The 23,807-nt window shown below is 33.5% G+C and carries 21 protein-coding genes and 1 tRNA gene; 7 read left to right on the top strand and 15 right to left on the bottom strand.

Translation table 11 applies throughout. From position 1 onward, the window contains the following. Positions 1 to 435 precede the first annotated feature (435 nt). A complete protein-coding gene (locus GCQ56_RS18565) occupies positions 436 to 1,719 on the top strand; it encodes a hypothetical protein (RefSeq protein ID WP_152736035.1) in 1,284 nt (427 codons plus the stop codon). A gap of 3 nt (positions 1,720 to 1,722) precedes the next feature. Further along, complete coding sequence (locus tag GCQ56_RS20820; RefSeq protein ID WP_152736034.1) at positions 1,723 to 2,445, top strand: DUF6320 domain-containing protein; 723 nt, start codon at positions 1,723 to 1,725, stop codon at positions 2,443 to 2,445. Here GCQ56_RS20820 and GCQ56_RS20815 read toward each other — a convergent pair. The 15 genes from GCQ56_RS20815 to GCQ56_RS18485 all read right to left on the bottom strand — a co-directional run bounded on the left by GCQ56_RS20815 (position 2,442) and on the right by GCQ56_RS18485 (position 18,264). Continuing rightward, positions 2,442 to 3,002, bottom strand: coding sequence for a type II CAAX prenyl endopeptidase Rce1 family protein (locus tag GCQ56_RS20815; RefSeq protein ID WP_152736033.1), 561 nt, complete (start codon positions 3,000 to 3,002; stop codon positions 2,442 to 2,444). The genes GCQ56_RS20820 and GCQ56_RS20815 overlap by 4 nt on opposite strands. A gap of 533 nt (positions 3,003 to 3,535) precedes the next feature. Then, positions 3,536 to 5,686 (bottom strand): ATP-grasp domain-containing protein, encoded by a 2,151-nt coding sequence (locus GCQ56_RS18550; protein WP_152736032.1) that lies wholly within the window; start codon positions 5,684 to 5,686, stop codon positions 3,536 to 3,538. Positions 5,687 to 5,701: 15 nt separating this feature from the next. Further along, positions 5,702 to 6,529: a mechanosensitive ion channel family protein gene (locus tag GCQ56_RS18545; RefSeq protein ID WP_227006116.1), complete on the bottom strand. Its 828-nt coding sequence runs from the start codon at positions 6,527 to 6,529 to the stop codon at positions 5,702 to 5,704. Between the two features lie 10 nt (positions 6,530 to 6,539). Continuing rightward, a complete protein-coding gene (locus tag GCQ56_RS18540; protein WP_152736030.1) occupies positions 6,540 to 7,115 on the bottom strand; it encodes a glutamine amidotransferase-related protein in 576 nt (191 codons plus the stop codon). Between the two features lie 127 nt (positions 7,116 to 7,242). After that, a complete protein-coding gene (locus GCQ56_RS18535; RefSeq protein WP_152736029.1) occupies positions 7,243 to 7,569 on the bottom strand; it encodes a hypothetical protein in 327 nt (108 codons plus the stop codon). A gap of 33 nt (positions 7,570 to 7,602) precedes the next feature. Further along, a complete protein-coding gene (locus GCQ56_RS18530; protein WP_152736028.1) occupies positions 7,603 to 8,580 on the bottom strand; it encodes a deoxyhypusine synthase family protein in 978 nt (325 codons plus the stop codon). Further along, positions 8,570 to 9,424 (bottom strand): agmatinase, encoded by an 855-nt coding sequence (gene speB, locus GCQ56_RS18525; RefSeq protein WP_152736027.1) that lies wholly within the window; start codon positions 9,422 to 9,424, stop codon positions 8,570 to 8,572. The genes GCQ56_RS18530 and speB overlap by 11 nt, the downstream gene beginning before the upstream one ends. After that, positions 9,421 to 10,830 (bottom strand): arginine decarboxylase, encoded by a 1,410-nt coding sequence (locus GCQ56_RS18520; protein ID WP_152736026.1) that lies wholly within the window; start codon positions 10,828 to 10,830, stop codon positions 9,421 to 9,423. Before GCQ56_RS18520 ends, speB begins: the two co-directional genes overlap by 4 nt. Before the next feature lie 354 nt (positions 10,831 to 11,184). After that, positions 11,185 to 12,264: a hypothetical protein gene (locus GCQ56_RS18515; protein ID WP_227006115.1), complete on the bottom strand. Its 1,080-nt coding sequence runs from the start codon at positions 12,262 to 12,264 to the stop codon at positions 11,185 to 11,187. A 9-nt stretch (positions 12,265 to 12,273) separates the two neighbouring features. Continuing rightward, entirely contained in the window at positions 12,274 to 13,287 is a 1,014-nt protein-coding gene (locus GCQ56_RS18510; protein WP_152736024.1) for a hypothetical protein, read from the bottom strand. A 299-nt stretch (positions 13,288 to 13,586) separates the two neighbouring features. Further along, a tRNA-Arg gene (locus GCQ56_RS18505) sits at positions 13,587 to 13,658 on the bottom strand. A gap of 89 nt (positions 13,659 to 13,747) precedes the next feature. Continuing rightward, positions 13,748 to 14,473, bottom strand: a complete 726-nt coding sequence (gene recO / locus GCQ56_RS18500; RefSeq protein WP_152736023.1) for a DNA repair protein RecO — start codon at positions 14,471 to 14,473, stop codon at positions 13,748 to 13,750. 8 nt (positions 14,474 to 14,481) lie between these two features. Beyond that, positions 14,482 to 16,752: a T9SS type A sorting domain-containing protein gene (locus GCQ56_RS18495; RefSeq protein ID WP_152736022.1), complete on the bottom strand. Its 2,271-nt coding sequence runs from the start codon at positions 16,750 to 16,752 to the stop codon at positions 14,482 to 14,484. Between the two features lie 22 nt (positions 16,753 to 16,774). Then, complete coding sequence (locus GCQ56_RS18490) at positions 16,775 to 17,353, bottom strand: non-canonical purine NTP diphosphatase (RefSeq protein ID WP_152736021.1); 579 nt, start codon at positions 17,351 to 17,353, stop codon at positions 16,775 to 16,777. Positions 17,354 to 17,436: 83 nt separating this feature from the next. After that, positions 17,437 to 18,264, bottom strand: a complete 828-nt coding sequence (locus tag GCQ56_RS18485; protein ID WP_152736020.1) for a universal stress protein — start codon at positions 18,262 to 18,264, stop codon at positions 17,437 to 17,439. 308 nt (positions 18,265 to 18,572) lie between these two features. Between GCQ56_RS18485 and GCQ56_RS18480 the strand changes: the two genes are divergently transcribed. The 5 genes from GCQ56_RS18480 (at position 18,573) to ahpF (ending at position 23,806) form a co-directional block, all read left to right on the top strand. Beyond that, the gene (locus GCQ56_RS18480; protein ID WP_152736019.1) at positions 18,573 to 19,943 is read left to right on the top strand and encodes an adenylate/guanylate cyclase domain-containing protein; all 1,371 of its coding nucleotides are present in this window, start codon (positions 18,573 to 18,575) and stop codon (positions 19,941 to 19,943) included. Between the two features lie 163 nt (positions 19,944 to 20,106). Further along, a complete protein-coding gene (locus GCQ56_RS18475) occupies positions 20,107 to 21,330 on the top strand; it encodes a PLP-dependent aminotransferase family protein (RefSeq protein ID WP_152736018.1) in 1,224 nt (407 codons plus the stop codon). 66 nt (positions 21,331 to 21,396) lie between these two features. Continuing rightward, entirely contained in the window at positions 21,397 to 21,579 is a 183-nt protein-coding gene (locus GCQ56_RS18470) for a hypothetical protein (RefSeq protein WP_152736017.1), read from the top strand. 41 nt (positions 21,580 to 21,620) lie between these two features. Next, positions 21,621 to 22,184 carry an alkyl hydroperoxide reductase subunit C gene (ahpC, locus tag GCQ56_RS18465; protein WP_152736016.1) on the top strand — a complete coding sequence of 188 codons (564 nt, stop codon included), beginning with the start codon at positions 21,621 to 21,623 and terminating at the stop codon, positions 22,182 to 22,184. Positions 22,185 to 22,246: 62 nt separating this feature from the next. After that, positions 22,247 to 23,806, top strand: coding sequence for an alkyl hydroperoxide reductase subunit F (gene ahpF, locus GCQ56_RS18460; protein ID WP_152736015.1), 1,560 nt, complete (start codon positions 22,247 to 22,249; stop codon positions 23,804 to 23,806). Position 23,807: the final 1 nt, after the last annotated feature.

Here is a 23,807-nt window from a genome sequence, read left to right as displayed (position 1 = left end):
TGCGTGAGTAGAACTATTCCGGGCAATCCATACTTGGCTTTAAATTTTATAATTCGCCGCCTTCTTTTTGTAAATATTCTCTTAGGTTTTATCCTATTTTTGAAAATAACAGGTAATAAAACATCGTAAATTTTAATTAAACCTTTAGAAGTAAATGTAAATAACACGAGTCCAACTAACCCACCAATATTGGTGTATAGTATTGTCTCAAAAAAAGACATTTCAAATCCATATATGGCAATTGGAAAAACTGCTGCAAATTTCCAACTACTGAAAAAAATGATTAAAATTTCCCTCACGATATATTAAACTTATTACATTCAGCAGTAACTACTGAAAAGCTTGAATAACAAGTTAGGGATTTTAATTATTCAATGGTTTATTTTATTGCTAACTTTAATCTAAAGATTTGGTTTTCAAACAAACCATTATACAATGAAAAAGAATAAACCCTTCTGGAGTCCTTTGGATAATGCAGCAAAAATATTTCCAGCTATTCGCAACAAGGAGCATACTACAGTTATAAGATTATCGGCAGTGCTAACAGAAAAGATTGTCATAAGCAATCTTCTTATTGCTATTAAAAAGGCAGAAATTAGATTTCATTATTTTAAAGTACAATTACGTAAAGGATTTTTCTGGTATTACCTCGAACAGGTAAAAGATTCAGTAAAAGTTATGCCTGATGACAACCTACCTTGCAGAGCATTTTGTACGAATAAAGAAAATAAATTATTACTAAGAATCCTTGTCTTTAAAAATAAGCTAAGTGTTGAGTTCTCGCACATCCTGACGGATGGTCACGGTCTGTTCGTCTTTCTAAAATCAATTCTTATCTACTATTTTAATGAGAGAGGATTAATACATAATAATCAAATAGATCAATTTTCTATTAATGATTACGATAAAGAAGAATTTGAAGATGCATATCATCGCTATTTTAAAGAAAACATCCCAACAATTACAAGGCAAACAAAGGCATTTCATTTGCCTTTCCAACTAAGTAACAAGCCACGCTTTGATATTTTGTACGCCATTTTACCAATCAAAGAAATTCAACAAAAAGCACAAGAAAAAGACGTAAGCATAACCGAATACTTAGTCGCGGTATATCTTTTAGTTCTGCAAAACATTTATTTTGAATGTAAGGGAAAAGGCAAATCTCTAAGGAATCATATTGCTCGAATCCAAGTTCCTGTTAATCTCAGAAAAATGTACCCAAGTAAGACAATGCGTAATTTTTCACTTTTTGTAATGCCCGAAATAGATTTTCGCTTGGGCAAATATTCATTTGAAGAGATACTCAAAATCGTCTATCATAAAATGCAGGTGGAAACAAACGAAAAACTCATTAGTAAAATAATCTCTCGCAATGTTGGCAGCGAAAAAAAAATATTGCTCAGAGGAATACCTTTATGGTTAAAAAATCTTGTTCTGCATCTAAAATACTATTCAGAAGGAGCCAACCAATACAGCGGAGTAGTAACCAATTTGGGAAAGGTAGAGTTGCCATCTTTAATTAGCAATAAAGTCAATTTTTTTGCTATTACACCACCTCCTCCAAATAAAAAGCTTAAATTAAATTGTGGAGTTATTGGATATGGTAATAAACTTGTTTTGAGTTTTGGAAATATTTCCAAATCAAAAGAATTTGAGCAAAAATTCCTTCACTTTCTTAGTCAGCAGGGAATAAATGTGAAACTGAAAAATAAAATTTAGGATATGAGCTTTTGCAATTATTGTGGTGTAGAATTGGACATCGATATGACTTCTTGCCCATTGTGTGGCTTATCCGCAGGAGAGAAAACGAGTGTCCCTTGTGCATCGAAATCAAAACAAGTTAATTTTGAGAGTGAAATCCAGAATGGTGGTAAGAACCTGACAAATGCTCAGAAACGAAAACTATTTTGGGAAATATCTGGCATAATTTTGCTATCCGGAAGTATTGCAACAATGATTATCAATTTAATTTTAAACAAAACCATCACTTGGTCATTGTATAATATAGTTGTCTCGATTGCACTTTTTGCCAACATTAGCTGTTTCATATTCTGTCTGAACAAAGCCTTTTTTTTAGTCTTGGGCAATTTATTTTCCAATGCTCTTCTCATTATACTTCTAGACTTGATAAGTTCAAACACAGGATGGGGAATAAAGCTTGGCATACCAATTCTTGTTTCGCTATATGCTCTATTGATAATGGTATTGTGGATTGTAAAAATATCAAAACATCATGGTTTCAACATCTTAGCTGTGATATTTTTAGCAATTGGCATATTTCTTATATGCACCGAATTTTTCATATCATTCTATTTTAAAAATGCTATCCAACTTCGATGGAGTATCATTGCAGGGTCATGCCTTATACCAATATCAACATTATTGTTATTTGTACATTACAGGCTCAAGGTTGAAATAAAGTTGCGTAGATTCTTTGACATTTAGAATCGTGCAAAGAGTTCAGACCAAAGATCGCGATTCAAAATAAAGTACAATATAAATGTTGCTATCCAACCATGGGCTAGACCTATAGCCCACAAGTTTCTCCATTTTAGATATACCGTAATAAACACCATTTCTAAAAAGAAGGTGAAAATCATTAGCGAATAACTTGGGTAATGAATTAGGCTAAATAAAATTGACACTAGAAAAATAATAAAATACCTGTTAATTTTTAACTCTGAAATGGCTACCAGATAATGTGATATAATACTCAACATCATAAATTGTTGAATAATACCCCAACACGGATAAAGTAAGAATATCAAAATAAAATGCCAGGAAAAAGACAGCTTACTATTATAACTACCGTAAATAATAGATATTACAATACTTATAAGAATTAAAGGGATTAAATAAATAATTGTTTGCTTGAAGTGCTCTTTCTTAAAACCCCAAATGTGCAAGCTTTTTGGATTCGTTTTTACTTTGTACAAAATGTAAATCAACCAAAAGAGAATAACCCCAAATGTATAGAATGCTCTTAAATTTATCCAATCCATTAGGATGAACTTGAATACAGCAGTTATTATAACTGCCAGTATCTCGAAGTGATATTGATTGTTTAAATTCAATGGATAGTATTAATTTATAAATTCATACTGAGGATAAACTAAATTTCTTTTTCCGTATTATAGTTCTCAAATCTTATGATGTCATAATTCTGCTTTTAAGCATTTAAAACTCTAATGCTATATCAGCAGATTATTTTTGTTGATAATCACTGAAATACTTTGTAAGGTAATGCAAAATACTAAAGCATCATCAATAATTCTTATCTAGAATACATTGGAGTAACTGATTTAATGTCTAGACAAATCTTGTGGATAAAATTGAGTTAAAACAAGAGTACAAAAAAAGCTGATAACACTATCAGCTTTAATTTATTAGTAGCTCCAGAAGGACTACAAGTTTTATTTATACTTCATTGTATACTAAGCAATTAAGAAAACCTGAATCAATGTCCATGAATTAAACATTGATTCATTAACTTGTCTTTTATAAGTATAAATGACTTGCATTGGTTTTCATTTTTTTAGATTTCTTTTAATATCAAGGATAGAAGCAAAGCTCTATCAACAAGACTATGTCTCATAATAAACTCGGATTTCTGTTTGTCGAAACCGCCTATGGCTCCTAATCCATCAATTTTAGGTTTATCTGAACCTATTGAACAAATGTCAGATGAACTCCATCTGTGTTCTTCCCTAATTCTTGTATCTATTCCTTTTGCAATTTCTTTTATTTTTTGGAATAGCTCACTGGTGACATCATTACCAATCATTGGAGGACGAGTTACACCTCCATCAAAATGCATTTGATACAATTTTTGTTTGCTTTTAGGAAGTGCTACAAGTTTTTTAATTTTAGATTCTACTTGTGTAAATTCTTCTTTGGAGTTAAAACGAGTACTGATTTTTGAAGTACCATAAGCCTGAACTTTAAAAATATTCGATTTAAAATCAGACTGATAAGGAGCAATTACACTATCAGGATTGTTCTTACTCAAATCAATAATCCCAGCTATTGTCTTAAAGAAAGTTTGTGAAGCACTAGTTACATTTTCGGATGCACTTGAGTCAATTAATTTTATATCGTAAGAAAATAAAGCAGAGCCCGAACGTGAAGTAATAATTGTATCTTCAATTCCTCCTCCATGCATCGACAATACTTTTTTTGCATATAAAGATTTTCCTTTTATCAGATTTCTTGAAAATTTCCCGCTAATCGAAGAATCTGTAATAAGGAATATTCCAATTTTTATTTTTCTTATCAGTTTAGAAAAGCGTAAAGACTGTAATGCCGATATACACGTGACAACACCACCTTTATTTTCCCAAATACCAGTTCCATATAAACGATGTTCTGTTTCCTGATAATTATCATGATCTGCCATGGTTAGAAAATCATCAATAGGCATTAAGATTAAATAATCTACCTCTTCGTTATAGGAATTGGTGAAATACATCATATTTCCCACCTCATACTGTGGAAATATTTCATTGGTAAACCCGAGTTGTGTTAACTCCGATTTTATCAAAGCTGTACACTTATTTACTCCTTCAATATTTCTTACATGTGAATCAATATTCACCAATTTCTTGAGTAAAATCTCAGTATTCTGCTGGCGACTTCTTAAATAGGAACGTAATCGGGAATTAAAAGACAATCTTTTGTTTTTCTCCTCTGGCATTTCCGATAACAAACTATTGGAAAAATACCTCACCGCAGCAACATCCAACATCTTATTAACCAATTTCTGAAAATCGTAACCAGCTACTTTAGCTGCTGTTGGATAGGAACCCGATTCTCCCAAACTAGCCATAGAATTAATTTCCAAAAGGTAAATATTCCCCTGTTCATCCAAACGGATATCAACCCTGGCAAAATCACGCAGCTCCAAAGCATTAAAGGCTTGTTTACTGAAATTAACCATTTGCTCAGCCAAGTCAGAAGACAGATTGGCAGGACAAACCTTTTGTTTTGGCTTTTCCTTTTTATCGGTTACTGTTTGTATTCCATCAGGATCACCTTCCAAATCAATCTCCAATACTGGAAAGGCTTCTATTGGAGTATTTCCCAATAAACCAACGCAAAATTCTCTACCTCTGATAAATTGCTCGACTAATGCTTGTTGCTGAAACTCTGTCGTCACAAAATTGATTGATTCTCTTAAATCTTCCTCATTGTAAACAATCTTCAAACCAAAGGAAACACTTTCCATTTTAGGCTTTACAATAACAGGATATTTTACATCCGAAAGATCATCATTGGGGGAATTAAATACCCAAAAATCAGGCGTTGGTAAACCTTTGCTTTGCCAAATAATCTTTGTCATTACCTTATCTAAAGCAAGAGCATGACCAGATGGACTAGATCCTACATATGGAATTCCGAGCATTTCAAGCATAGAAGGAATATGTGTATAACGACTCTCACCTTGTATGCCATACGCCATATTAAACACCATTCCCATTTGTTCTCCTTCAATGGTGCGTGGCATAAAATTCTGTAAGCGTTCTATTACATACATATTTCCGTCAAGAACGGATACATTATGACCAGCCTTCTCCAAACTTTGAGCAACTTTTTTAACTGTTGCCTCATTGTAGAACTCTTTGTTTTGCATTCCGAAGGTATTGATTACACCCTGAATGTCTTTATTATAAATTAGTGCAATTTTCACTTTTTATACAATTAATTATTTAGTCTTATTGATTATTGTACGGTAAGGGAAAGGAATCTCAATACCATTTTCATCGAACCTTTTCTTTACTGATTCATTTAAGTCACAATGCAAAACGAATGCATTATCATTACAATCAGCCCATAAATAAGATCTTAATTTTACTGAATATTCTCCCAAGCCAACTACTCTTACAATAACTTGATCAGTATTGTTTGCTTTTTCTTCGTCGGAACGCATATCTAATAAAAATGGGTGTTTGGCTGCTTCTTCTCTTATTATTTGTTTTGCTTTATCAATATCCGAATCATAACTTATTTCAAACTCAACAAATTTTTTAATCTTTTCATCAATAATATTACTGTTGATAATTGTTGCATCACTTATTATTGAATTGGGAATAACAATTCTTCTGTTTTCATAATTTCGAATTATAGTATGACGAAGTGTAATTTCTTCTACAACTCCTTTATGCATATTATCAATTTCTATAGTATCCCGCACTCCGAATGGTCTAAATATTAAAATAAATATTCCTCCAACAATATTGCTAAATGCCTTTTGTGAAGCAAAACCTGCAATAGCTGCAAATATACCCGCACTAGCAAATAGGGCTGCACTAATGTTCTTTAATGAAGGAGTTACATAAAAAACAGCTATTAATCCACCAGTATAAACAAAGAATGAGACTGAGTTTTTAATAAATGAAAAATTTGTTGGATCTACATTTACCTTTTTTGATTGTCGCTTAACAAATAAATTAATCAACTTTCTCAAAACAAAGGCAAGAACATATGCACCTATTAAAATAGAACTGATTATTATCCAATACTTCCAATTCATAATCATACATTTACATGATTTCACATATCTTTAAAAAATTCTGTACCATCAGGATTCCTTCTTTTCCGGATACTTCAGGATGAGATTGAAAACCATAAATTGGTTTGTGCTTGTGCTTAATAATCTCATTCAAACAAGTATTTGATTCTGCTAAGCTTATGAATTCCTCTGGTAACTCAGAAACGTGAAAATTATGCCTCTTCATTAAGTTTACCGAGTTAGATTTCAGACCATTGAAAATAGGGTCATCGGGTTGGGTGATTATAACTTCCTCCTTTCCTCCATGATACTCTGATAATCTTTTAATCCTGCCACGATAGCTAACGGCAATAATTTCATGCCCCAAACAAACCCCCAACACTGGCACATCAAAATTCATTAGAGCAATAAAATTTGACGTCAGATTTAATGGTTCGTACGGATTTCCTCTCCCGCCCGACAGAATGATCCCTTTAATCTTAGATTTTGCAGACAAAGTAATAGGTTGGTTATGATCAAAAAACACATAATCAAAATCTTGCTCTGCCAAAAATTGACGTTTGAACTTCTTTATAAAAGCACTCTGATTATCTATTACCAATAGCATATGACACAAGCTTAATGATGTAAGTATAAATTACAAAAAAGCTTTATCATTATACTCATTTGCAGGCAATAACTGGTTTCTTTCCAAAGTTCCCGTTATTGCCTATCAGTAACCAAATAAACCAGCATTAATCCTCTTCATCATCAAACAAGTAGTCTACATCAGCATACTTGTCTTCATATTTTTCACGACGGTTAGAAAGTAAAACACCATCCTCATCGTAATCAGAATCTTCTTCGATAAGTTCCTGTGCCTTACGAACCGACATTCGAACCATATAGATCTTTTCATCAGTTTCAAATGGCAATGCACTTACACGCTCACCTTTAGGGTTGGTAAACTCGATCAAATGATCCATATAACCATCAGGATAATATAGCTTTATTTGTTCCTGAATCTCTTTACTTAGCTTTTCGTAATTCTGAATTACCTTAGGCTTACTATTAGCATTCATTTTTGGATTTAATTAGGGTTTATTTTATTCGTATCACCATCTCAATAAATAGGCGAATATCAATGGAGCAACAATTGTTGCATCTGATTCAATAATAAACTTAGGTGTGTCGATTCCCAGCTTTCCCCAGGTAATCTTTTCATTTGGCACCGCTCCGGAGTACGATCCGTAACTTGTAGTTGAATCCGAAATCTGGCAGAAATAAGACCAGAATGGAGTATCGGTTCTTTCCATATCCTGATAAAGCATTGGCACTACACAGATTGGGAAATCACCTGCAATTCCTCCACCAATCTGGAAAAAGCCAATTCCTTTGTCTTCCGCATTATTTGTATACCAATCAGCCAACCAGGTCATGTATTCGATACCCGATTTCATGGTTGAGGCTTTCAATTCTCCTTTAATACAATAAGAAGCAAAAATATTCCCCATGGTAGAATCTTCCCATCCTGGAACTACTATTGGTAAATTTTTTTTAGCAGCTTCCAGCATCCATGAATTTTTAGGATCTATCTCATAATACTGTTCCAATACTCCAGACAATAGCAACTTATACATGAACTCATGAGGGAAATAACGTTCCCCCTTCACTTCAGCATCTTTCCAAATTTGAAAGACATGATCCTGCAAACGTCTAAAAGCCTCCTCTTCGGGAATACAAGTATCCGTCACACGATTCAAGCCTTTCTCCAGTAAATCCCATTCCTGTTGTGGCGTTAAATCGCGGTAATTCGGAACTCTCTCGTAATGCGAATGAGCCACAAGATTCATAATATCTTCTTCCAAATTAGCTCCGGTACAAGTGATTATTTGCACCTTGTCCTGACGGATCATTTCAGCCAACGATCTCCCTAATTCCGCCGTACTCATTGCTCCGGCAAGGGTGATCATCATCTTCTTACCACCTTCCAAATGCTTCTCGTAAGCCTGAGCTGCATCTACCAAAGTTGCTGAGTTAAAATGACGGTAATGCTCTACTATAAATTTGGATATGGGTCCTCTATTTTCCATGATTTTCGAATTTGTAGCTTAATAGTTTGTAATAAAGTTTAGCGCATAAAAAGTCGGAAGCTTTATGTCCTTCCTGTGGTGCCAGTTCAACAATATCAAATCCCACCACATTTCTATTCTGAAATACGTTTCGCAGATATCGAATAACCGTATACCAATCGAGTCCTCCGGGCTCCGGCGTTCCGGTTGATGGCATGATTGACGGATCAAAAACATCCAAATCGATAGTTACATAAACATCCTGAGTCATTAAATCTATGGAATGATCCATCCACTCAGTTTTCTGATGAATGTCTTCTGCAAAAAAGCATTTCTCCTGATTCAAATATGCCAATTCACTTGAATCCATACTACGGATTCCCACTTGAATCAAGTTACAAGTTTTACTTGCCTGGTGCACTGCACAAGCATGATTATAGGGTGTTCCATCATACTCTGAGCGCAAATCGGCATGAGCATCCAATTGCAAGACAGTAAGATCTTTGTACTTCTCGGCAAAAGCCTTAATAATACCAATACTAACAGAGTGTTCACCACCAAAGAATGTTGGAAATTTTCCTGTATGTAGAATCTCTTTGCTTGCTTTATAAACTGTATCGACCATTGCCTCGGGCGATGCGTCTTCTAAAATCTCGGGCAAGATATGCACACCTGTTTTGTACACTTCCGAATTGGTTTCGATATCGTAAAGCTCCATATTTTCCAGAGCATCCAATAAAGCCGGGAAAGCTTTATCTGCTCCCTTGCCCCAAGTGCTTGTTCCGTCGTATGGTATGGATTGCAGAAGTGTTGCCGCAGCATCAAAACCGCAATATTCGTCTTCTATTCCTGCAAAATTTCTCATTCTTTGTTATAACCTAAAAGTTTAAACATTTCATCTGCCGATTGCTCATTTCTGTACACGTAATCAAAAAAGTTCCCTTTTGCGTCACGATCAATAATAACATGCTTTGGAGAGGGTATTAAACAGTGTTTGATTCCACCATATCCACTAATGGCATCCTGATAAGCTCCCGTATGAAAAAAGCCAACATATAAAGGTTCTTTTTCCTCATCCGAATAATCGGGCAACAAAACCTCCTGATTCAAATCCTCAGAATTATAATAGTCGGAATGATCACAGCTAATGCCACCAATATTTACTCGTTTGTATTCATTATTCCACTTGTTTATAGGTAGAAGAATGAACTTTTCATGAATCGACCAAGCATCGGGAATGGTATTCATTAAACTGTTGTCGATAATGTACCACGATTCGGTATCATTCTGCTGTTTTTGTTCCAGTACCTTAAAAATGATAGCGCCACTTTCCCCAACGGTATATTTACCAAATTCGGTATAGATATTCGGTTCCGGAATTTCTTCGCGCACGCAGGCATCTTTAATATTCGATACAATTTCGTTAATCATGTATTCGTAATTGTACTCGAATCCCAGATGATTACGTATGGGAAAACCACCTCCCAAATTAAAAGAATTTAAGCTTTCGCATTCTTTCCTTAGCTCGGTGTACACCTTTAATGCTCTCTGAAATTCTCCCCAATAATAGATACTATCCTTTATGCCTGAATCGACAAAAAAGTGAAGCATCTTTAAATCCAAATTAGAATTGTTCTTTATCTTATTGTGGTAAAAATCTATGATTTCAACATCTCTTATACCTAATCGAGATGTGTGATAAGCCGACTGAGGCTCTTCATTTATTGCCATTCTGATACCGATTTTAACCGTAAGATCGGTGGCAATTTTCTCAAGCCTATTTAGTTCATTAATACTATCGAAAATAATAATGGTATTCTTGAACCCGAACCTCTGTAAATCAAGAATCTTTCTTAAATACTCGTCGGTCTTGTATCCGTTATGCACTATTATGCGATCAAAATCGATTTGATTCTCCTTGTACAAATTTAAAATTAAATCGATATCAAAAGAGGAAGAAGTTTCCAGATCGACATTGTGTTTTAGCGCTTCTCCAATTACATGAGCAAAGTGATTACACTTGGTGCAATAGCAATAGTTGTAATTTCCCTTGTACCCATTTTTTTTGAGCGCCCTATTGAATAAGTTGCGTGCTTTTTTAATCTGGTCTCCAATTTTCGGTAGGTAAAAAAATCGGAACGGAGTACCGTGTTTTTCAATCAGATATTTTAGAGATATTCCCTGAAATGTAAGAGAATTGTCTCTGAGATCGAAGCCTTCCTGCGGAAAATAGTAGCTCTGATCTATCAAATCAAAATATGTATTTCTCATTTACTAAATCATAAAAAAATTACTGCTTTTAATTAAAAGATTAACCCTGCAAATAAAATAAATTTTTTCATTTAAAATTCATTTCCTACATATTTTGAGTAATAATCTTTTTTTTTAGGAATTGAAACAAGAAAATATCACAAATTCTACCTTGTAAAAATCGATTGTAATAGAAAACAGGAATACACAAAAAAAGCTGATATAACTATCAGCTTTTCGATTGGGTAGCCCCAGCAGAACTGCAAATACCCTTTGTAATTGATTGTATTTATGTAACTTACAAACATTGCAACTTAGTAAATTACCCTAATTTACTCCCCCTTGAATATTAGAGGGTTATCGAATTTCAAGTCTTCACGGCTCAATACCAAAGTCCATATTCCAGCAATTTATACTCGCCTTATTTTCGACTTCTAATTTCTCAGTAACTCTATTAGCTCTAATAACAAGTTTAATATTCTCGAATTTCTCTTGATCCTTATACACAACAAAAGCAATTAATTCTTTATCAATTTCACCATTCTTTTCTACAGGTCTACTTAAATAATAATCTCCCACAATATAATTTACATCTAAAATTAAGTGCTCTGCCTTTCCTTCCTGTGTTCTATTTATCGTTTTAGTGAAAAGCACAATTGTAGTATCGGATTTAATTAGCGTGGTTATTCCGTAATCATCATTTACTTCTGAATCCAATATAAATCCTTGCCCATGATAAAAATTCTCTATTTCAATATCACATACACCTATGTGTGATTTACCTATTAGATATGAAAAATGCTTGATTTTATCTGAATCCTTTAATATTTTAACTGCACAAGATGGATTAACATTGTAAAGACTTCCTTCACGTAAAATGTAAATTTTACTCTTAAACTTAATTTCATTTCGGGATAAAAACCCTTTTTCCTTTTCTCTATTATCCTTCTTCAATGGGGTATTTAACGATACTGGATTAAGTATTACTATCGAATCCTGTTCTATAGTATACTTACCCGAAGAAACAAGATGATTACAATCGCTACTCGCTTCCCATTCATACGTACCATCATCGTTTAAAAGGATAAATAAACTGAGTCCACCAATTGATGTACTTATGAATTCATAAAATTCAGACTGTTCTATATTATCTCTCAAATACAACCTATCAGAATTGACCAAATGATCCTTACCGTGAGCAATTGGAATAATTAATCGGTTACCATACCGCTTATATGATCGGATTACCTCAATACTATCATACTTGTTTATACAATTCAAAAACCGTTCTTTTTCTATTTCTTCAATATAAACTTTCCCATTAAGTGTTACATGGTATGAAGAGTCCGATTTTTCAGAAATTGTATAGGTTCCAAGCTTGTACGTATCCTGAGCATGTATAGTATTCATTATTAACAATACAGACACCAATATGGATAATATATATTTGCTCATATTATTTAATTATCTTCTTATTTTTTTACAATTATTTCTTTTCTCACTGGCAATTTTTCTCCACTTTTTTTTATCGATTTTGTAATTCTTAAACTTAATCCAATCGATTATATTTGTCTCTATCTCACTCCATGATGGATTTAACCGATTTTTACTAGAACAACATTCTTCTTCAGGAATTAAATTAGAAATACTAATTGGAAGAAGAGGATTATAAGTCTTATATTCTCCATTCATAGTCCAGGGAATTTGATATAAATCCTGTCCTTCAGAATTTATACAAATCGTATCACTTGATCGTGTAACCATCTGCATTTCAAAATATGGATAACTATCCATGTTCCTTCTCAAGAGAGAGAATGCATATTTCCATTTAAAATTATCGTAATCAGTAAATAAATCTTTGTAAAATGCAGTCCAGTATGGCTTTTGTTTCTTACTTCCATTGGACAACATGTCAATTAATCTTTCAGAATTTTTTTTCAACCAAATACTATCAATTCCATTTACCTTTAAATATTTAAATGGTGAGTTGTGTCTGGCATTAATCTGATTTAATAATTTCTCTATTTCAACTTTTGAAATATTCTTGATGAATCTTTTCTCACTCCAATTCTCAAGCATGTTAGTAGATCCCCAATAGGTAGAATCGATATAACATTGCATTATACTTCTCTTTGTGTTTCTCTTATTCACCTCAGAAATAATTTTTTCTATCTCTGTAGAATCAATTTCATGTTCACTCAATAAGAACATTTTCAAAGAATCAAGTGAACTAGTTACAAACTGATAAGGATAGTAATACTCCCTAGTCTGAAAAAGTAAAATGCTATCCTTTGAAAACTCTATTTCATACACTCTACCCCATGTTCTTTCAAAATTATCATTGTAATGATCGGTTAAAATAATCTTTGATAAATCAGAATATTCAATTTTCAAAAAATTAATGGTACTCTTGTTTTCCTGACTATACAGAAACAAGGGTAAAATAAAGACTAGGCAAGTATGAAGTAGTTTTTTCATGTAAATCATAAAAATCTTTGTTAATAAATATACTGCTTAATATTTTAACTAAAGAAATTCAGATTTAAATAAACGGATAATAAGAAACAAAACAACATGTTTTAGCCTTTTTAAAAGACTTTTCAGAATTACTCTACATATGAAGTACATTGATAGATTTAATGCTTCTTACAGGATAAAATGAGCCATTGGGCTTTCTAAATAACTAAAGAGAAAGGAAATTAATTTCAAAGGAAGTATGATGTCGAAACAGGACTACACAAAAAAAGCTGATAAATTTATCAGCTTCAGTTCTTTAGTGACCCCAGCAGGACTCGAACCTGCATCTAGTGTTTAGGAAACACTTGTTCTATCCCTTGAACTATGGGGCCATAAGACATGCAAAAATACAAATTCCTGCTAATCAACAAAAGAATTATTCAAACTATATGTATAAAATAAAATCTTTGTGAAAATAATCCTATTCAAACAATTCTCTGATAACCGCAAGGGACTTTAAGGAAGAAAAACCTTGACTTTGCAGTGCATAAAAGTTTAAAACTCCTCTCAAAACTAAATCTAATTCTTTACTATTGATTTTTATTTCATTAAGATCATCAATTGAAGTGTTAAATAAAGAATAAAGCGTTTCGCTTTCTTGTTTTCCCAAGCAATGTGCATGAGAATTTACCTCTTCTACAAAACGTCCATTATCCATATCAAAAACAGAGTATTTATCGGACCAATTTAGCTGAGGATAAAAACCCAGGAAGCGAGTTAGCTTGGTTAAAAAGTACAAATGAAAATTCTGTATGGAATCTTCACACAAATCCAAATATCGAATACAATTGTAAAGAAATACGAATAATTCCTGATTGGCTTCTTCTTCCCGCAAAACTTTAGACAAGACTTCAGTAAGAAATAATACCATCGTACTTTTCTCAATATCAAAGAATAAGTTATTTAAGGTTTCGGTTAGTCGGACCTCTTTTAAGGATTGAATATTCTTTCCCTCCTTGTGGTAAACTTCCATTTCGAGAAGAAAAAATGGACGAAACAAGTTGCTTTTGCTTTTTGATTTTTTGGAGCGACTCCCTTTTACCATGTAGGCTTGCCTACCGAATTTCTCCGTGTAGACATGCACAATCAAGCTGGTTTCGCCATATTGTATCCTATTTAAAACGATGCCTTTGGTTTGATGCAACATGATTATTTCTAGTGAATAAATAACAATTTAATCACTTTTGATTTAGATCCATCAGAATTTGAACAGAATATCAAATACACACCTGTATGTACTCGTGAACCATTGAAATTCTTGCCATTCCAAATAAATTGTCCACCTTCCGATTTTCCTTCCCAAACCAAATTTCCACTTACATCAGTAATTTTTACCGTAGAATCAGTAATCAATCCACTTACTGTTACATCTCCCTTATAAGTCTCACGTACCGGATTAGGATACACATACAAATCACTATAATCATCCGTTCCTTCTGTCACTTTACCTCTATAGGAAACTAATCCCTTGTCAGTAACAAAAAAAACCTCTCCAGTTCCCGGATTTACCGAGATTTTATCAATTTTATTTGATGGCAATGGGCTGTTATTGGTATTGAAATGTGCCAACTGTTCATCTCCATTTTCTGAAACCAGGAATGCTCCTGAGCTTTCTGTTCCCAACCACTTTTGGTTAGCTCCATTTGTAGTAATACTAATTACTTTTTCGGTTGATAATAAAAATTGTGTTGATCCTTCTATTGTAATTATTGGGCGATAGGCATAAAAATCACCATTTCGAAAGATTGTTCCAGGATCAGCATATACAACCACCCCGCTTGACGTAGCTAACCAAACACTCCCATCCTTATCTTCAACCAAATCGTATACCTGGGATGTAATGGTAGAATTGTTTTCGTCGCGAACAGAAAATGAAGCGCTAACATCATCATCCTTGTTGGCAATTGTCCCATTTTCATTAAATGCAAACAAGGATTTTCCAACTGCTCGTAACACCCATTTGTCACCGTTTTCAAGCGCAATAATTTTTTGCATATCAAGCTGATTGCTCAAACTATTGTAAGGGATCGAATTCCATTCTCCTTCATAGCTCAATACCTTAATGGCATCATTAGAATTTGCATCTAAAACCCATAAGTTTCCATCAGAATCGGACGACATTGAAATTACACCTTTTGAATCTAATGGTGAATTACTTGAATTCCAATTTGCTTTTAACTCCTGATTTTCAAAGAAGAAAATTCCATCTCCCCACGAAGCTGTATATATTCTGGATTCATTTCGCTGATTAGACGTAATATCAACCAAATCAAACTTTCCAGATAAATCCTCTGTATTTTCCTGGGTGAAATTTTTCCAATTTTTAGATTCAAATAAAAATAGTTCAGCAGGAGTGTTCACATTTTGATACAAATCATCATGATTTCCAGCCACTGCCCATGTTTGATCTCCAACAGAATGTACCGAGCTAATATCAGACCTCATAGGTCCATCGGGTTTGATTACTTCATAGGAAGATCCCTGATTTTCAATTAATGAACGTTCATAATCGGCAATAAAAACCCTATCATTTATCTGATACACATCTCTAAAATCATCATTATCATTTAAGGTGATAGAAGATTGTTGTGTGCCATTAACACTTAACTCTTTAATAATATCCGATTGGCACAGCCACAAGTTATTATTAATGTTTTTAATAGAATAAATTTGACTTGTATTGGACTGAAATTCTGACCATATATTATTTGTGAGCTTATAAATTTCACTGGTAGTACCAAATGTCGATCGCAATACAAATAAATCGTTACCAATAAATTCCAAATCCTTACACTCTCGATTACTTGCAGGAATATTAGTTACAAGATTCCAGTTGTTGAAATCAACTAAATTTGTGGAATTTAACATTGCATTGTAAATGCCCTCCTCACTTGCTGCCCAAATTTCATTCGAACTTAGAACAACATCATTCACTTTTAATCTTTTTCCTCCTGCCCCAATAATATAAGTATCAGTTATTTCTTCTTTATCAATATTGAGAAGTACAATTCCAAAATCAGTTCCTAAATAAGCAAAACCTCCTGAAACTGTTATGGAATTAATTGTTTTGTTATCGATAGTGGAAAATTTATTGATCTCAGAGATATTAATGATCTCATTATCTTTTATCAGATCCAAATTGCCATTATCATATCCTAATAATAAAGAATTTTGCTCTTCCGACCATCCTATTGCTGTAATATTAACATCCGACAAACCCTTTGCCTTGGTATAACTTACAATTTCATTATCGGTTAATGAATAAGAAAACAAACCGGATTGAGTAAGGCAAAATATATTTTTATTATTCGCGACAAGGTGTGTCGCCTTTCTATAAGGCAAATGTTCTGTCCATGATGTAAAGTCCTGAGCCTTTAAATAAATAAAGTTAAACATCAATAAAACTACAATATACAACTGTCGCATAATAACTTATAAAAACTGACTATTATTTATAATTTAAAAGAAATTTTACTAGTTTTTGAACCGCTAATCCTCTATGGCTTATCCTATTTTTTTCTGACATTTCCATTTCGGCAAATGAGATTGAATATCCTTTAGGTTCAAATATCGGATCATACCCAAATCCATCTCTTCCCTTTTCACTTTCCAATATATTACCATGAACAATACCTTCGAACTGATACTCTTCATCATTTAAGAACAACGAAATTACAGTTCTAAACCTTGCCAATCGATTCGATTCTCCTTCTAAATTTTTAAGAACCTTTTTCATGTTTGCTTTCGCATCCTTATCAACACCTGCGTATCTTGCTGAATAGACGCCCGGTTCATTGTTTAATGCTTCAATTTCCAATCCTGTATCATCAGCAAAACAATTCAACTTAAATTTATTGTAGATGTATTCCGCCTTTTGTGTCGCATTTTCCTCAAGCGTTTCATGATCTTCTGGAATGTCATCATTGCAATTAATATCTGCAAGACTTAGCAATTCAATATCATCACCTAAAAGGTTCTGAAGCTCCTTTAATTTATTCGGGTTATTGGTCGCAAAAACTAACTTCATTTTTCTTCTATTATCAAATTAATCAAACAAAAAACAACGGCTAAAAAACCGTTGTTCAAATATAGATATTAATAAAATAAGCATTAATAAAAACTTCCGTATTTGGAAAGATCTGTTCTTGGATTTACACACATAACTGGTATATGAGCTGAGTTTGCTATAACAAATTGTTCGTGAGCTCCCAGCATGTAATCCTGGAATGAAATATTTTTTGTAGTCATAATCAATATAATATCAGCATCAATCTTCTTCGCGAAATCGACAGTTTCCATTGCAAAATCATTTCCTCCATCAGCTGTATCAATCTCATAATCAATTCCTCTATTTTCCAAATACTTCTTAGCAAAAACCAAGTTTGCTTTTGTTCTTTGCAGCATCTGACCTTCAGGCATTTTAGGCGTAATGATTCGCATTTTTGCTTTAAAAAATTTACCTAAAAATTCAGCCCAACTTAGCTTTTCCTTGTTCTCTTTCTTAAAGTCGACAGGCAAAACTACAGATGAATATTTTTTCTGCACCGGTGGTGCCTGAACCACTACAAAAGGAACTCTGGATCCAACAATTACCTTTAAGGCCCAACTGCCAGTAAGCTTCTGCATTCCTTTAATACCATGAGTTCCCATAAGTACTAACATAGTATTCATCTCCTTGGCAATATCATTAATAGTAGTAAAAATACTTCCCTCCCGAACAATTGATTCCAGACGAACATTTTTCTCCTTTTCAAAATCCTCAATCATTTTAGCCATTTTTTCCTTGGCTTCTACAATTTGAGATTCTTTCTTAACAATATGAACAAGTATTACCTCGGCACTTACATTCTCCGCAAAAATTAACGCATGTTCCAGTGCATATTCTGCTACTGTTGAAAAATCCCATGCTACAAGTAATGATCGTTTTGTATTTTCCATAGTTTAGAGTAAAAGAGGATCAGCAATATTAAGTCTTAACATAACCAGAGATCAATTTAGCCATTTTTTGTTAAAGTAGCAAATTTTATATAGGCATGTGAACAAATCAGATTAAATTAGGTTTAAGTCTTATAATTCAAATATCTTGGTTATTTTTATTACCGCTGAACCATTTTGATCTTAACTAATAATTCATGACTCAATACTCTCTCATAATTCAATTCCAATTTCTCAAACAATTTGAAATTGCATTTTTATCACAAAATATTTTACTATTTGTCTTGATTCTCCTTAGCCTCATAGTATTTATGTTTTTATGGTTTAGAATTGAATTGCGAAAGCAAAGAAGTGAAATTGAAAAAGACTTCTACGATAAAAACCAGGAGTTAATCTATCAAAAAGAAAAAGCAGAAAAATTATTAGCTAACCTACTACCAAAACAAACGGCTGAAGAGCTCCAAACAAAAGGGAAAGTATCTTCCCGACGATTTAGAATGGTTACCGTATTGTTTTCGGACATCCACGGTTTCACTAAAATTGTGGAACAAATGAATCCGGAAGACCTTATTGATGAATTGGATAAATTCTTCATGCATTTTGATACGGTAGTTGAGAAATTTAATATTGAAAAAATAAAAACAGTTGGAGATGCATACATGTGTGCAGGTGGAATTCCAAATAAAAACCGAACCAATCCAATTGAAGTAGTTTTAGCTGCAATGGAAATTCAGCAATACATGAAAAGTATGAAAATTAACTCTCGCGAAACCAGAAAGGCTATTTGGGGATTGAGAGTCGGTGTTCATACTGGTCCTGTAATTGCTGGTGTTGTGGGTTCTAAAAAAGTAAGCTACGATATTTGGGGAGATACGGTAAACACCGCCAGTAGGATGGAATCTTCGGGAGCAGTTAATGAAATTAACATCTCGGGAATGACTTATATGCTCGTAAAAGAATTCTTTATTTGTGAGTATCGTGGCAGAATGCCCGTAAAATATAAGGGTAATATTGACATGTACTTCGTAAAAGGATTTTTGCCTAACATGTCGGCAGATTTAAAAGGACTGGTTCCTAATGAATATTTCATTACCAGATTTCAGATGCTTCGATATGATGATTTAGAAGAGAGCATCCTTACCAAAATGGAAAATGAATTACCTAAAAATCTCTACTATCACAATCTGAAACACACCATTGATGTGATTACTGAGGTTGAAATTATAGGCAGAAAAGAGGGAATTACCGAAGCTGAAATGCTACTGATTAAAACTGCAGCATTATTCCACGATACAGGTTTTATTCTTTCCTACAATGATCATGAAGACTACAGTGTTAAATTGGCTCGTCATATTCTTCCACAGTACAAATATTCCGAAGATCAAATAAACGAAATTGCAAGCTTAATCATGCACACCAAACATCCACCACAGCCAAAAACAAAGTTGGAAATGATCATGTGCGATGCCGATTTGGATTATTTGGGTAGAACTGATTTTATTCCTGTTTCCGGAAATTTGTACCGCGAATTAAAAGAGTATGGAAAAATTAAAAGTATCGATGATTGGAACAGACTCCAGATTAAGTTCATTTCAAACCATCAATATTTTACAAAAACTGCACGAAATATGCGTGATGTAAATAAAAACAAACAATTGGAAAAGCTACGAGAGCTAATTTGACTGTTTTAAATTTTTAAAGGCATATTAATTGTAAATTGTATTTTTAAACCTCCTTTTTTTTACAATTTCAAGGTTTTGACGTAATAAAAACGTAAATTTATTACTGTCGAATATTGGTTTTTTCGTCTTAAAATCCAAAAATATTACTAAAAACGGGGGAAAAATGATTACTAATTTAGAAGACATTCTTTCCGACAGTGCCAAGGGCATGAAACGGTCTGTAATTCGAGAATTATTGAAACTAACCCAACGAGATGATATCATCTCATTTGCTGGAGGACTTCCTGCGCCCAACTCTTTTCCTATTGAAGAATTAAAAAAAATTTCCTGCGAGGTTCTTGAAGAAGATGGCAAGTGTGCCTTACAATATGGCGCAACCGAAGGAGATGCAAAACTTCGGGAAATTCTTACCAATAGATATCGGCAAGAAGGTTTGAATATTAGCACCGACAATTTGGTTATCCTCACCTCATCTCAGCAAGGATTGGATTTAGCAGGTAAAATTTTCATCAATCGCGGAGATAAAATTATTTGTGGATTGCCTAGTTATTTAGGTGGTTTAGGTGCTTTCTCAAGTTATGGTGCTATTCCGGTAGGCATTGAATTGGACGAGTATGGAATGCGTTCAGACATATTAGACCAAACTCTTATTAAGATGAAAAATAATGGTGAAATGCCTAAATTCATCTATGTCATTCCCGATTTCCAGAATCCTGCAGGTATTACCATGCCTGAATTTCGCAGATTAGAGATTATTGATATTGCCAAAAAATTCAATGTCTTAATTATTGAGGATAGTCCATACAGAGAATTACGGTTCGAAGGAAAACCTCAGCGAATGATGTACGAATTGGACAATACAGGTCATGTAATTGCATTGGGAACTTTTTCTAAAATTTTCGTACCCGGATTTAGAATTGGTTGGGTGATAGCTCACGAAAATATAATCGACAAATTTGTGAAAGCAAAACAGAACACCGATTTATGCACTGCATCATTCACACAAAAGATTACTGCTAAATATATTGAGAAAGGTTACTTCGATAAAAATTTAAAGGTAATCATTGAAATGTATCACAAAAAAAGAGATGTAATGCTGCAAGCTTTTGAGGATTTTATGCCTAAAGGAGTAAGTTGGACCAGACCAGAAGGAGGATTGTTTTTATTTCTTAGTTTACCTGAAGGAATGGACACTGAAGAGCTGTTCCAGCTAGCAATTGAAAAAAATGTAGCTTTTGTATTAGGCTCCGTATTTCATTGCGATGGAAGTGGTAAGAATACCATGAGGATCAATTTTTCCTTTATGGATGAAAAAAATAACCGAATTGGAGTACAACGTTTGGCAGAATCTATTAACTTGCTAATGAAAAACAATGTAGAAGTTTGATCGTTTGTTTTTGATATAAATCGAAACAAACATTTTTTATTAATAAATCCTAATTCTCACCTTACAATGAGAAAAACGAGCACATTTTTATATTGTGCTCGTTTATTTTTACCTATTTTTCCAAGTCATAATTTCTCTAAAAACATCTATTTATCAGGTATTCCAATTACTGATATTGATTTTATCTATCGTTTTGTATTTATTATCTATTTGATTTATATCAATGCTCAATATAGATTTGCACCATAGAAAATAACAAAACAATAAATAATTACATTAAAACAGAAAATATGTCACAAATTGGAAAGCAAGTAGTCGATTTTGAAGCACAAGCATTTGTAAACAACGATTTTAAAAGCGTTAAAAAGTCAGATTTATTAGGTAAGTGGTCTGTATTTTTCTTTTATCCTGCCGATTTTACTTTTGTATGCCCAACAGAGTTAGAAGATCTTGCAAATCTTTATCCTGAATTTAAAGCTGCTGACACAGAAATTTATTCTGTATCAACCGATACTCACTTTGTTCATAAAGCATGGCACGATACTTCTGATACCATCAAGAAAATTCAATATCCAATGCTAGCTGATCCAACAGGAGTTTTATCTCGTGGTTTCGACGTAATGATTGAAGAAGTTGGTTTGGCAGAACGAGGAACTTTTATTGTAAATCCTGAAGGTGAAATTGTAGCCTATGAAGTTGTTGCAGGAAATGTAGGTCGTAATGCAGAAGAATTATTAAGAAGATTAAAAGCCTTGCAATTTGTAGCTAAAAATCCTTCGGAAGTATGTCCTGCCAAATGGAAAGAAGGAAATGAGACTCTTGAACCAAGTATTGATTTAGTTGGTAAAATATAAGAACACACACTCAAGACAATCTCATACATTCTTTGAGATTGTCTTTTTCAAAATCAAAAACAATGCTGGAACAAACAATAAAAAAACAGGTTATTGATTTATTCTCCTCTCTCAAAAATCAATATACTTTTCAAATTAATGTCGCATCATCTCATTCAAGTAAAAAGGAGTTAGTATCTCTATTAGAAGATGTTGCTTCTTGTTCCGATAAAGTATCGGTAGAAATACTTGAATCTTATAGCTTATCATTCAATATCTTACAAAACAATCAAAATACCAATGTAGTATTTAAAGCTGTTCCAAACGGACATGAATTTACAACATTACTTTTGGCTGTATTGAATCTGGATGGAATTGGCAAAAACTTACCAGATGAAATTCTTACCAAAAGAATTCAAGCAATAACAGCAAATGTGAAACTGAAAAGTTTTATTTCTCTATCCTGTACCAATTGTCCAGATGTTGTCCAGGCATTAAATATTTTAGCTTTCCTAAATCCAAATATTTCACACGAAATAATTGATGGAGCTATTAATCAAGAAGAAGTTGACAAACTGAACATACAGGCAGTACCAAGTGTTTATGCTAATGGGAAACAATTGCATGTGGGTCGTTCATCCTTGGGTGAATTATTGGGAAAAATAGAAGAGCAATTTGGTACCGATTTTACTCAAAAGGTACAGCCAGACAAAAAATATGATATAATTGTTGCCGGAGGTGGTCCTGCAGGAGTTTCTGCAGCCGTTTATTCAGCCCGTAAAGGGTTTTCGGTTGCCATTGTAGCCGAGAAAATTGGTGGACAGGTTACCGAAACAGTTTCTATCGAAAATATGATTTCAATTCCAAAAACCAGTGGCGCTGAACTATCGGGCAACCTTATGAAACACCTTAACGATTACCCAATTGATATATTAGATAACCGTATTATAGAGAAATTGGATGTAATAGATGGAATAAAAACACTTACAACATCATTAAGTGAAAGCTTAACTACTCCAGCGCTAATTATTGCAACAGGTGCTAGCTGGAAAAAACTAAATATTCCTGGCGAAAGTGATTACATAGGCTCAGGTGTTGCATTCTGTACCCATTGCGACGGTCCATTTTACAAAGGAAAAAAGGTGGTTGTAATTGGAGGAGGAAACTCTGGACTAGAAGCTGCCATTGACTTATCTTCAATAGCTACGGAAGTTGAAGTTCTTGAGTTTATGGACGAATTAAAAGGTGACCAGGTACTTCAGGATAAGATTAAGCAATTATCGAATGTAAAAGTTAGAACCAATGCTCAAACATTAAGTATCGAAGGTGACGGAAGCAAAGTAAATTCGATCAAATATAAGAACAGAGAAACCGAACAAGAAGAAGTGTTAACCACCGATGGTGTATTTGTTCAAATTGGTCTTAACGCGAACAGTAAAGCCTTTTCGGATACCGTAAAAACGAATAGAATTGGTGAAATTGAGATTGATTCACATTGCAGAACAAATCAAGCTGGAATTTATGCGGCTGGCGATGTTTCAATTGTTCCTTACAAGCAAATTGTAATTGCCATGGGCGAAGGATCAAAAGCTGCTCTTTCTGCTTTTGATGATCAGATTAAAGGTCTTCAATTGACAAACTAAG

The organism is Marinifilum sp. N1E240 (assembly GCF_009295825.1).
Lineage (GTDB): Bacteria > Bacteroidota > Bacteroidia > Bacteroidales > Marinifilaceae > Marinifilum_A > Marinifilum_A sediminis.
Note: the sequence above shows the minus strand (reverse complement) of the source record. Positions and strands in the feature narration are given on the sequence as shown.

Coding starts and splice junctions, on each gene's coding strand:
- GCQ56_RS18470 (WP_152736017.1), top strand. CDS start 21,397: ATGAGAAAAACGAGCACATTTTTATATTGTGCTCGTTTATTTTTACCT.
- speB (WP_152736027.1), bottom strand. CDS start 9,424: ATGAGAAATTTTGCAGGAATAGAAGACGAATATTGCGGTTTTGATGCT.
- GCQ56_RS20815 (WP_152736033.1), bottom strand. CDS start 3,002: ATGGATTGGATAAATTTAAGAGCATTCTATACATTTGGGGTTATTCTC.
- GCQ56_RS18530 (WP_152736028.1), bottom strand. CDS start 8,580: ATGGAAAATAGAGGACCCATATCCAAATTTATAGTAGAGCATTACCGT.
- GCQ56_RS18480 (WP_152736019.1), top strand. CDS start 18,573: ATGTTTTTATGGTTTAGAATTGAATTGCGAAAGCAAAGAAGTGAAATT.
- ahpC (WP_152736016.1), top strand. CDS start 21,621: ATGTCACAAATTGGAAAGCAAGTAGTCGATTTTGAAGCACAAGCATTT.
- GCQ56_RS20820 (WP_152736034.1), top strand. CDS start 1,723: ATGAGCTTTTGCAATTATTGTGGTGTAGAATTGGACATCGATATGACT.
- GCQ56_RS18495 (WP_152736022.1), bottom strand. CDS start 16,752: ATGCGACAGTTGTATATTGTAGTTTTATTGATGTTTAACTTTATTTAT.
- GCQ56_RS18490 (WP_152736021.1), bottom strand. CDS start 17,353: ATGAAGTTAGTTTTTGCGACCAATAACCCGAATAAATTAAAGGAGCTT.
- GCQ56_RS18485 (WP_152736020.1), bottom strand. CDS start 18,264: ATGGAAAATACAAAACGATCATTACTTGTAGCATGGGATTTTTCAACA.
- GCQ56_RS18565 (WP_152736035.1), top strand. CDS start 436: ATGAAAAAGAATAAACCCTTCTGGAGTCCTTTGGATAATGCAGCAAAA.
- GCQ56_RS18520 (WP_152736026.1), bottom strand. CDS start 10,830: ATGAGAAATACATATTTTGATTTGATAGATCAGAGCTACTATTTTCCG.
- GCQ56_RS18540 (WP_152736030.1), bottom strand. CDS start 7,115: ATGCTATTGGTAATAGATAATCAGAGTGCTTTTATAAAGAAGTTCAAA.
- GCQ56_RS18545 (WP_227006116.1), bottom strand. CDS start 6,529: ATGAATTGGAAGTATTGGATAATAATCAGTTCTATTTTAATAGGTGCA.
- GCQ56_RS18535 (WP_152736029.1), bottom strand. CDS start 7,569: ATGAATGCTAATAGTAAGCCTAAGGTAATTCAGAATTACGAAAAGCTA.
- GCQ56_RS18515 (WP_227006115.1), bottom strand. CDS start 12,264: ATGAGCAAATATATATTATCCATATTGGTGTCTGTATTGTTAATAATG.
- recO (WP_152736023.1), bottom strand. CDS start 14,473: ATGTTGCATCAAACCAAAGGCATCGTTTTAAATAGGATACAATATGGC.
- ahpF (WP_152736015.1), top strand. CDS start 22,247: ATGCTGGAACAAACAATAAAAAAACAGGTTATTGATTTATTCTCCTCT.
- GCQ56_RS18510 (WP_152736024.1), bottom strand. CDS start 13,287: ATGAAAAAACTACTTCATACTTGCCTAGTCTTTATTTTACCCTTGTTT.
- GCQ56_RS18475 (WP_152736018.1), top strand. CDS start 20,107: ATGATTACTAATTTAGAAGACATTCTTTCCGACAGTGCCAAGGGCATG.